A 9,077-nucleotide genomic window follows, 5' to 3' on the forward strand; every position below is an offset into this window, starting at 1 on the left:
TTCACCCCCGCACAGTTGAGTAGGTCTCAAACAAGTCTTTAAGACGCAGATTGAGACCACTCAACCACTGCGCTTTAAATTAACGAGCATTAATTTGACTGAATTTTTCAATTTTTTGTCCAGCCTCATCCCCCTTACCTCTTAAGCTTTAATATAACAATATGAGACTGGGCAAAAAATTAATAAAATTTCTGCTCAGTCTCATCATACCTTATTTTGTTCTGATTGGCTATTTTCTTAGTATTGAGTAAGATATTTATCTAATTCCCATTGAGTGACTTGTTTTTGATATGAGAAGTATTCAATTGTTTTTTCTGCAATAAAGTTTTGTGCAATATGATCGCCTAACGCATCCAATATTACCGGTTCTTTTTTCAATTCTTTTAATGCTTCACGTAATGATCCTGGTAAATCATTCACACCCTCAGCTAAGCGTTCTTCACGCGTCATTGAATAAATATTACGGTCGACAGCCATTGGGGGTTCAATTTTATCTTCAATTCCTTTTAATCCCGCTGCTAATAATACAGATAATGCAAGATATGGATTAGCAGAAGGATCAACACTTCTTACTTCTACACGAGTGGAATTCCCACGGGCTGCAGGAATACGAATTAATGGTGAACGGTTTTGACCACTCCACGCAATATAAACCGGTGCTTCATACCCTGGAACTAATCGTTTATATGAATTAACCAATGGATTACAAATAGCGGTGTATGCACGGGCATATTTTAATAACCCACCAATAAAGTACTTAGCTGTTTGAGATAATCCATCAGGAGCAGACTCATCGTAAAATACATTTCCTTCATCGTTAAATAAAGATAAGTTAAAGTGCATACCTGAACCAGCAATTTCAAAAATTGGCTTTGGCATAAAAGTAGCATGAAGATTGTGACGACGAGCAACAGACTTCACAATTAATTTAAATGTCTGAATATTATCACATGCAGTTAAGGCATCGCTATATTTCCAATCGATTTCATGTTGACCTGGTCCAACTTCATGATGGCTCGCTTCAATATCAAATCCTAAATCTTCTAATTCTAAAACAATATCACGACGACAGTTTTCAGCTAAATCATTGGGTGCAAGATCAAAATAACCACCTTCGTCATTTAAATCCATCGTCGGTTTACCAAATTCATCTAATTTGAATAAATAAAATTCTGGTTCAGGTCCTAAATTAAAACTTTTAAAACCCATCTCTCTCATTTTAACTAAACTGCGTTTTAAATTACTGCGTGGATCCCCTTTAAATGGTTCTCTTTTTGGAGTATGCACATCACATATTAAGCGTGCAATGCGACCAGTATCTTGATGCTCAGCCCAATTAAAAGTTAACCATGTATCATAATCTGGTATCAAATACATATCACTTTCTTCAATACGTACAAAGCCTTCAATCGAAGAACCATCAAACATCATTTGCATATTTAGAGCTTTTTCTAATTGAGCAATCGGTACTTCAACATTTTTTAAGGTCCCAGTAATATCCGTGAACATTAAACGTACATATCTAACATTTTTTTCGGCTGCATCGCGTAATATTGATTCTTTTGTCCATGTCATAAAATTTTTCCTCCAAATAATTAAAACCTACTCCGAATATCTAACTCATCACGCAAAATTCGTCTCACGTCTTGGTCGGTCAACTGTTTTGACTCAACATGATTCATTGATTTTTCATTTTGATTTTCGTAAAATTTCTTAATTCCTTTCAAAGTCATTCCATCATCCATCATATCCATGATTTCTAAAAGCCGATCAATATCATTGAGTGAATATAATCTACGATTGGTCTCACTTCGTTTTGGGAAAATTAGTTGATAATCTTCATAATATCGAATCTGTCTAGCTGTTAACCCCGTTAAGCTCATAATTGTGCCTATTGGAAAAATTGCTAAAGTTCGTTTAATTTCTTTATTAGCCACTTAATTCCCCCTTTGAATTTTAATCATATTATAATAATCAATCAACGGCACGTCAATATTTAATTTACTTGTCATGTTATATTTTCTTACATGATAAATGTTTTTCATTTATATTACATTAGGCAAGTTCAATTCACTCATGAGTGTTTTTATGATACAATAGCTCTATGAAAAAATCGGAGGGCTTCAATGAAACGAAGTATACATCAAGTTGCAATTATCTTTACATTAATTGTGATATTAATAGGATCATTGCTAATCAATCAATTAAAAGAAGAAACAGAACTAAAAAATAATATTGCTCTAAACGAACAAATTCAACAACAGAAAGAAGAATCCTTGACCGAAACAACAATCGAGGAAACAACCGTTGTTGAAAAAATAGATTTCAATAGCTTACTAGCTGAAACGACCTCTCCTACATTAGCACAAGATATTACTCAACTCATCAAAGAACAATACAATGATTCATACTTAAAAGCGCAGGACGATATCGTCAATACGCTTAAAGAACAAAAATTAGATATTGAAAATACAGGCTATCTTTTTTTACCTGAACATCCTTCTAATTACACAGACTCAAAAGTTGAACAAATCGATATTCCGTTAATTTTACAAAAAAATAAAAAATGGCGGGCCCTTTCTTATGGAACGAATACCACCAAAGAATTAGGTGAAAATGGCTGTGCATTAGTGTCGTTATCGATGATTGAAAGTTATTATAAAAATCGTATTGTGGAACCCAATGAAATCCTAAATTGGAGTCAGAATGATTATTATGTTCATAATGAAGGTACTTCTTGGCAAATATTTTATGATTTCGCCATCGAGCATGGCTATCAGTTTGAAAATTTTGGATCGAATTTTTATGATGCCATGGAGGCACTCAATCAAAATCATATTGTCATTGTTTCAGTCCAACCTGGTCACTTCACTGAAGTGGGTCACATTTTATTAATTCGTGGCTATGATAGTGAAAATCGCAAAGTCTACGTTAATGACCCCAATGATAATGCTGAAAAAATGTTCAGTATCCAGGGAATTGACGAAGACATTCTTTTAGAAGATGCTTTAAACTTCTGGACTTTATATAAATAAGGAGTTTTTTAATGAATAACCACCAACAAAAAATACTGATGGCTGCTAGAGGAGCGGCTATCAGTGTTTCTGTCTATTTAATTCTTTCCATTTTAAAATTAGTATTTGCACAAATCTTTCATTCGAGCTCATTGCAAGCAGATGGATTAAATAACCTCTCTGATATTATCGCCTCTCTTTCAGTATTTATTGGGATCAATATCGCGAAAAAACCGGCTGATAACAATCACCATTTTGGTCATTCTAAATTTGAAACAATCGCGAGTTTTATTACTTCTGTCTTAATGTTTTATATCGGAATTGATGTTTTATCGAACAGCTTTCAGCGATTAATCAATCGAGATTTTCCCGTTACAGATAAAAAGGCAATGTATGTTTCTATTTTTTCAATGTTCGTCTTATGGTTTACTAGCCAGTATATTGCAAACCTCTCTAAAAAGACGAAGAGCCTTGGTTTAAAGGCTACTGCGACAGATATGAAGAATGACTTCCTAATAAGTTTTGGAACCTTATTAGGAACCATTTTTGCTCAATTTGGACTTCCAATAATGGATACGATTCTCTCTTTAATTGTGGCAGTCATTATTATTATTTCTGGTTATGATATCTTCAAAGAATCAACTTTTGTTCTATCAGATGGTTTCGATTTGGAAGAAATCGAAAAATATCGTGCCACTATTTTAAAACATCCAAAAGTACATGAGATCTCAAATCTAAGAGCCCGCCTTAATGGTAATAAAATTTATGTTGATGTGACCATTAAAATTGATGGTAATTTATCAGTAATTGAATCTCATCATATTACGGAAGAAATTGAAACAATACTCTCGTATAATTTTCAAGTTGAAGATTGTGATGTTCATGTTGAACCTTATTTTGAACCTAAAAAAGCCTAATAACTATTCACTCTATGTTAGAGAGAGTAGCTATTAGGCTCTTCTTTTATGGATAGATAACGAATTTAAACTGAACACTGGGTATTATAATGTAGGTGGAATTTCAGCAAATGTTAAACTAGAGAATTTATTATATTCTTTAGTAAAAAGGAGTCTAACCGTATCTCGGGCACCACTACGGTTTTTAGCAACAATAATTTCCACACTATTATCAGGTAAATCATCATTATGTTCGACCTCTTCATCGCCTTCTTGTTGGTGATAATCTTCACGGTATAAAAAGGCAACAATATCCGCATCCTGTTCAATCGATCCCGACTCACGAATATCACTTAACATTGGACGTTTGTTTTGGCGATGTTCTAATCCACGCGATAACTGCGAAAGCGCTATAACAGGCACTCCTAATTCTTTGGCTAATTTCTTCAATTGTCGTGAAATCTCAGAAACTTCTTGTTGTCTGTTTTCTTGTCCACTACCTTCAATTAATTGTAAATAGTCTATCACAATTAACCCAAGTTCAGGATGTTCTTGTTTTAATCGACGGCATTTTGCTCTAATTTCAGAGACACGAATTCCTGCTGTATCATCAATAAAGATTGGCGCTTCTCGTAAGGTATCCGCAGCAACTGTTAAACTATTCCACTCATCCTCTGTCAATTGACCGGTCTTCAAATTACCTGCGTGAATGTTACCTTCAGCACAAATCATCCTGTTAACCATATCAATTGCACCCATCTCTAAGGAAAATATAATCACTGGTACTTTTGACTTGGTAGCAACATTTTGTGCAATATTTAAAGCAAAAGCGGTTTTACCAACTGATGGCCGAGCTGCCAAAATAATCAATTGATCCGGTTGAAATCCACTCGTCAATTTATCTAAATCAGCGTAGCCTGAAGGTAATCCAACGACATCGGTTTGTGTTTCAGATAGTTCAATTATTTTTTCAAATGCTTCTTGAACTAACTTTTGCATTTCTTTCGGTCGATTGCTATGATTATTTTCACCAATCGATAGAATCAGCTTTTCACTCTTATCCAAAACATCTTGTACATCTTCTCCAGCCGCATAAGCATCATTCATAATTTGAGTCGATGAAACAATAAGTTTTCTTAAAATGGAATTACTTTTTACAGTATTGGCATAATTCTCCACATAAACAGTGGATGGTGCTTTGGAAATCACTTCAACTAGATATTCCGCACCCCCAATATTTTCTAATGCATCATTCGCATCTAAATATATTTGAATATTCCCGATATCAAATGAACCATCACGATCAAAAACCTTCTCAATAGCTTCAAATATTAATTTATGTGATTGACGATAGAAATCATCTTTTTCTAAAACCGCCTGTACCGTTCCCATTTTAGAGGGATCAACGAGTAATGCCCCAAGGACTGATTGTTCGGCTAATGTATCGTGTGGCATTACACGCTCATTCGATACTAATTCCATAATTAGGACCCTCCTTAATAGTATTTCTTCTCTAGTTTACTAAATCAATAGGGTACTTGCAAGGTCAAATATATGAACTTAACATCACGATTTATCCCTTTCATATTCTAATCTTTAAAAACAAAAACTAGACCTTTTTTAGTAAGGTCTAGTATTTTATATAAAATAATTGATGTTTAACTTATTTATATTTTAAGCTTCAACAACATGAACTTTTATTTTAGCAAATACATCCTGGAATAATTTAACTTCAACATTATGATATCCCAATGACGATAAATTTTGTTCCATTTGAATTTTTCTTCTATCAATTTCAATTTTATATTGTTTTTTTAATTCTTCTGCTATCTGTTTTGATGGAATCGTACCAAATAAACGACCATCTCCAGCTTTAGCTTTAATTTCAACAACCGTATCTTCTTTTTCAATAAACGCTTTAATCTCTTTTGCTTCAGCTAATTCTTCTGCTTCTTGTCTTTGCTGTGCAGCCTTTTGCGCTTTTAATTGATTCATTGAAGGCGCGTCAGCTAACTTAGCTAAACCATTCTTTATTAAATAGTTACGGCCATAACCATCTGATACTTCAATTACTTGACCTTTTTTACCTTGTTTCTTGACATCTTGTAATAATATAACTTTCATTAAAAAACCTCCATTATTTACTTTGATTGATTGCTTGCAATAACAAATCTTTTGCTTCGTCAACCGTTATATTTTCTAATTGTGCTGCTGCATTTGATAAATGACCACCGCCACCTAATGATTCCATTATTTTTTGCACATTAATCTTACCTAAACTTCGTGCGCTAATACCAATCGATGTCATCGTTCTTTGGAAAATTACAAAAGCAGCTTCCACATGTGTTAAAGATAACATACCATCTGCAGCTTGAGCAGCTGTCACATTATCAATCGGAAGACCTGATTCACTTTGAGTAATCGCATAAACTGAATCAAAAAATTCTGTACGTTCGATTAATTGATTACGCTTTTTAACATCTAATAAGTCTTCTTGTAACATTCTTTGAATTTGTTCAGTATCGGCTCCACGTGATTTTAAATAACTCGCAGCATCAAATGTTCTGGAACCTGTTCTCATACTAAAATTATTGGTATCTACAATGATTCCTGCCAATAAAGCCGTTGCTTCGAAACGATTAACCGGTTCACTGTCATTGCGTACATTCATAAAGAACTCAGTAACCAATTCACTCGTTGAAGAAGCAGTCGTTTCAATATAGGTTAATACCGTTTGTTTAGGAAATTCTTCACTTCGACGATGATGATCAATCACAACGATATTTGGACCATATACTAATAATTGTTCTGCTTCTGATAAGGAAGGGCGATGATGATCGACTAATATTAATAAAGTTTTTGGATTCAAATGTGTCTTAGCTGTTTCTGAATCAATGAATATATTTTTTAAATTATAACTAATTTGTGGACTATTCAATAGATTTTTAATATCGGTATTAAAAGTAGATTCATTAATAATGATTTTTGCTAATTTCCGTCGTTCAGTTGCAATTTTATAAATACCTAAAGCAGAACTTAAAGAGTCCATATCCGGGTACTTATGGCCACTGATAATCACATTACTAGCTTGATCAATTTGATTAATTAAAGCCTGATAAACTAATTTCGAGCGGGTATTGGTACGTTTTTCAGTAGGATTTGTATCGCCACCATAAAACCTTGCTGGTTCTTCATCCATTTTGACAACCACTTGGTCGCCACCACGCCCTAAAGCCAAATCTAAATTCATTTGAGCCTCTTTTGCTAAACGATTGATTTTCACTTTATCATCTGTTGAATAGGCTATCCCGATGCTCATTGATATTGGAATATTTCTAGCATAATATTTTTCACGAATTTCACTAAAATATTTAAATTTTTGATGTTCTAATTTTTCTAAGGTTTTAACATTTAATAGAAGCATGAACTTATCATCTTCTATCCTTTTAATATAAATATCTTGTTGTTGTGCCCAATTATTAAGTTCATTGATAAGATCTGCATCAAAATTAGATGCTTCTTGATCATTTAAAGACTGTACGACTTCATCGAAATCATCTAATAGTAAATATCCATAAACAATACGATTATTTTTATATTGTTGCTGAATATTATATTCATTTTCAAATTCAATCCAATAGATAGCACGACTATTGACATCATGAGAAACTCGATAATGTTTTTCATTATAGGTTATCACTTGCCATTCCTTATCAATGGTTTCAATAATAGTCATTAAATCGGGATTAATATCCTCCAATTTTTGCCCTACAGCATTTTTATAATTTATGATCGAATTTGCCAGTGAATTTCCCCAAGATAATCGATGATCTTGATCATATAATAGAATCCCAATAGCTGAGTTATCATATACATTTTCATTTACAACTTTAATATCTTTTGCTAATTGATTGGCTATCATTTTTATTCTAGATACAAAACGATTCGTATAATAATAAATAAAAATAAAGATTGCTATTAACAAAAGTAGAAGTAAAATACCAATTTCAAATTTTAGTACAAATGCAATTAGCATAATAATAATGTAAATTAAAAGTAAGGAATAAATTTGCCAACTTAGTTCAAGTTGATGAAAAAACCTTAAGAAGTTTTTTACACGGTCTAGTTTAATTAAAACCACCTCATTTCTCATTAATCTATTATAACATATCCGGTAATTGATATCTATTTAGCCATTAATGTTTCACGTGAAACATCTTAAGTGAAAAGAATCCGTATAAAGATGTCAAAAAATTATTGATAAAAATTTAGTTAGCTATATTTGATGGATTGTTTAGTATCCTAAACATAATGATGCAAAAAAACTTACTCAATATTCCTTTATTAAGTAAGTATAGAAAGTAATTGGTAAAAAGTAACATTTTATAACTGAGGTGATTATTTGACAAGGGCACTGTTAAATTAATTTGAGATGAATGTAAAGAGTATCCAATTAATAATAACCTTTAACGATGAAACTCAACTATATGTTTTACTTGAAGCTTGTAGTTCTTCGCAACCAGGATCAAAAGACTTATCGAAAAGATGGTCAATCAAAAATATAGAATTTTCAAAAATATCTCAAAAAGTCAGCAACGCTAATTATTTAGTTCTTTAAATCATTATAATGTATCTCATCCCAATCGATTATTCGCTAGAGAATCTCTACTATTAATTAAGGAAGATTTACTCAACTGGAGTCATGAGAACCAAAGTTATTCAGGCAAAGAAAAATCTTTTTCACAAAGTTTCATTTTTCAAAACCAGGTAAAATATTTTCATCTGAAACCTAATTGAACAATGTAAGCATTCCAAATGCACCACAAATAATAAAATAGCTAAAAACAAGCTTTTTTGTTTTCAGAGATTTTCAATATGTCTCATTATGAGACACAAAAACGACCTTTTTTGGATGTTTTTTTCATTTTCATAAAAATCCAAAAAATAAATCGCTAAACTTTATATATTCTTAATAATTAAGCAAAATATGTCTCAAAATGAGACACGAGCTTGTGAATGAAAATAATACGTGTTATAAATTACTTTTTAATAAGATTTTAAGCGCAAAATCACAAGCATCACATAGAGTTACCCTAAAAAAATTATGAACATTGTACATGCGAATAAAAAATAAAACTATCTAATATGAGGCTGGGCATAAACTTGA

At 32.3% G+C, this 9,077-nt stretch carries 7 protein-coding genes; 2 read left to right on the plus strand and 5 right to left on the minus strand.

All coding sequences use genetic code 11. From position 1 onward, the window contains the following. Positions 1-237 precede the first annotated feature (237 nt). Both glnA and GSA01S_RS07960 read right to left on the minus strand, forming a co-directional pair. A complete protein-coding gene (glnA, locus tag GSA01S_RS07955; RefSeq protein ID WP_066126428.1) occupies positions 238-1,575 on the minus strand; it encodes a type I glutamate--ammonia ligase in 1,338 nt (445 codons plus the stop codon). 20 nt (positions 1,576-1,595) lie between these two features. Next, positions 1,596-1,937 (minus strand): MerR family transcriptional regulator, encoded by a 342-nt coding sequence (locus tag GSA01S_RS07960; protein WP_101813984.1) that lies wholly within the window; start codon positions 1,935-1,937, stop codon positions 1,596-1,598. Between the two features lie 189 nt (positions 1,938-2,126). Here GSA01S_RS07960 and GSA01S_RS07965 point away from each other — a divergent pair, with 189 nt between their 5' ends. Next, positions 2,127-3,035, plus strand: a complete 909-nt coding sequence (locus tag GSA01S_RS07965; protein ID WP_066126430.1) for a C39 family peptidase — start codon at positions 2,127-2,129, stop codon at positions 3,033-3,035. A gap of 11 nt (positions 3,036-3,046) precedes the next feature. After that, positions 3,047-3,931 carry a cation diffusion facilitator family transporter gene (locus GSA01S_RS07970; RefSeq protein WP_066126431.1) on the plus strand — a complete coding sequence of 295 codons (885 nt, stop codon included), beginning with the start codon at positions 3,047-3,049 and terminating at the stop codon, positions 3,929-3,931. 84 nt (positions 3,932-4,015) lie between these two features. Here GSA01S_RS07970 and dnaB read toward each other — a convergent pair whose 3' ends face one another. From dnaB to GSA01S_RS07985, 3 genes are all read right to left on the minus strand, one after another. Further along, positions 4,016-5,392, minus strand: a complete 1,377-nt coding sequence (dnaB, locus tag GSA01S_RS07975) for a replicative DNA helicase (RefSeq protein WP_066126434.1) — start codon at positions 5,390-5,392, stop codon at positions 4,016-4,018. Positions 5,393-5,584: 192 nt separating this feature from the next. After that, positions 5,585-6,034 (minus strand): 50S ribosomal protein L9, encoded by a 450-nt coding sequence (gene rplI / locus GSA01S_RS07980; RefSeq protein WP_066126437.1) that lies wholly within the window; start codon positions 6,032-6,034, stop codon positions 5,585-5,587. Positions 6,035-6,047: 13 nt separating this feature from the next. Next, positions 6,048-7,946, minus strand: coding sequence for a DHH family phosphoesterase (locus GSA01S_RS07985; RefSeq protein WP_169792688.1), 1,899 nt, complete (start codon positions 7,944-7,946; stop codon positions 6,048-6,050). Positions 7,947-9,077 lie beyond the last annotated feature (1,131 nt).

Source organism: Globicatella sanguinis NBRC 15551 (assembly GCF_001552295.1).
GTDB classification, from domain to species: Bacteria; Bacillota; Bacilli; order Lactobacillales; family Aerococcaceae; genus Globicatella; species Globicatella sanguinis.

Bases quoted from the DNA above. Each gene is read 5' to 3' on its own strand.
- glnA (WP_066126428.1), bottom strand. From the start codon at position 1,575: ATGACATGGACAAAAGAATCAATATTACGCGATGCAGCCGAAAAAAAT.
- GSA01S_RS07965 (WP_066126430.1), top strand. From the start codon at position 2,127: ATGAAACGAAGTATACATCAAGTTGCAATTATCTTTACATTAATTGTG.
- GSA01S_RS07970 (WP_066126431.1), top strand. From the start codon at position 3,047: ATGAATAACCACCAACAAAAAATACTGATGGCTGCTAGAGGAGCGGCT.
- dnaB (WP_066126434.1), bottom strand. From the start codon at position 5,392: ATGGAATTAGTATCGAATGAGCGTGTAATGCCACACGATACATTAGCC.
- rplI (WP_066126437.1), bottom strand. From the start codon at position 6,034: ATGAAAGTTATATTATTACAAGATGTCAAGAAACAAGGTAAAAAAGGT.
- GSA01S_RS07985 (WP_169792688.1), bottom strand. From the start codon at position 7,946: ATGCTAATTGCATTTGTACTAAAATTTGAAATTGGTATTTTACTTCTA.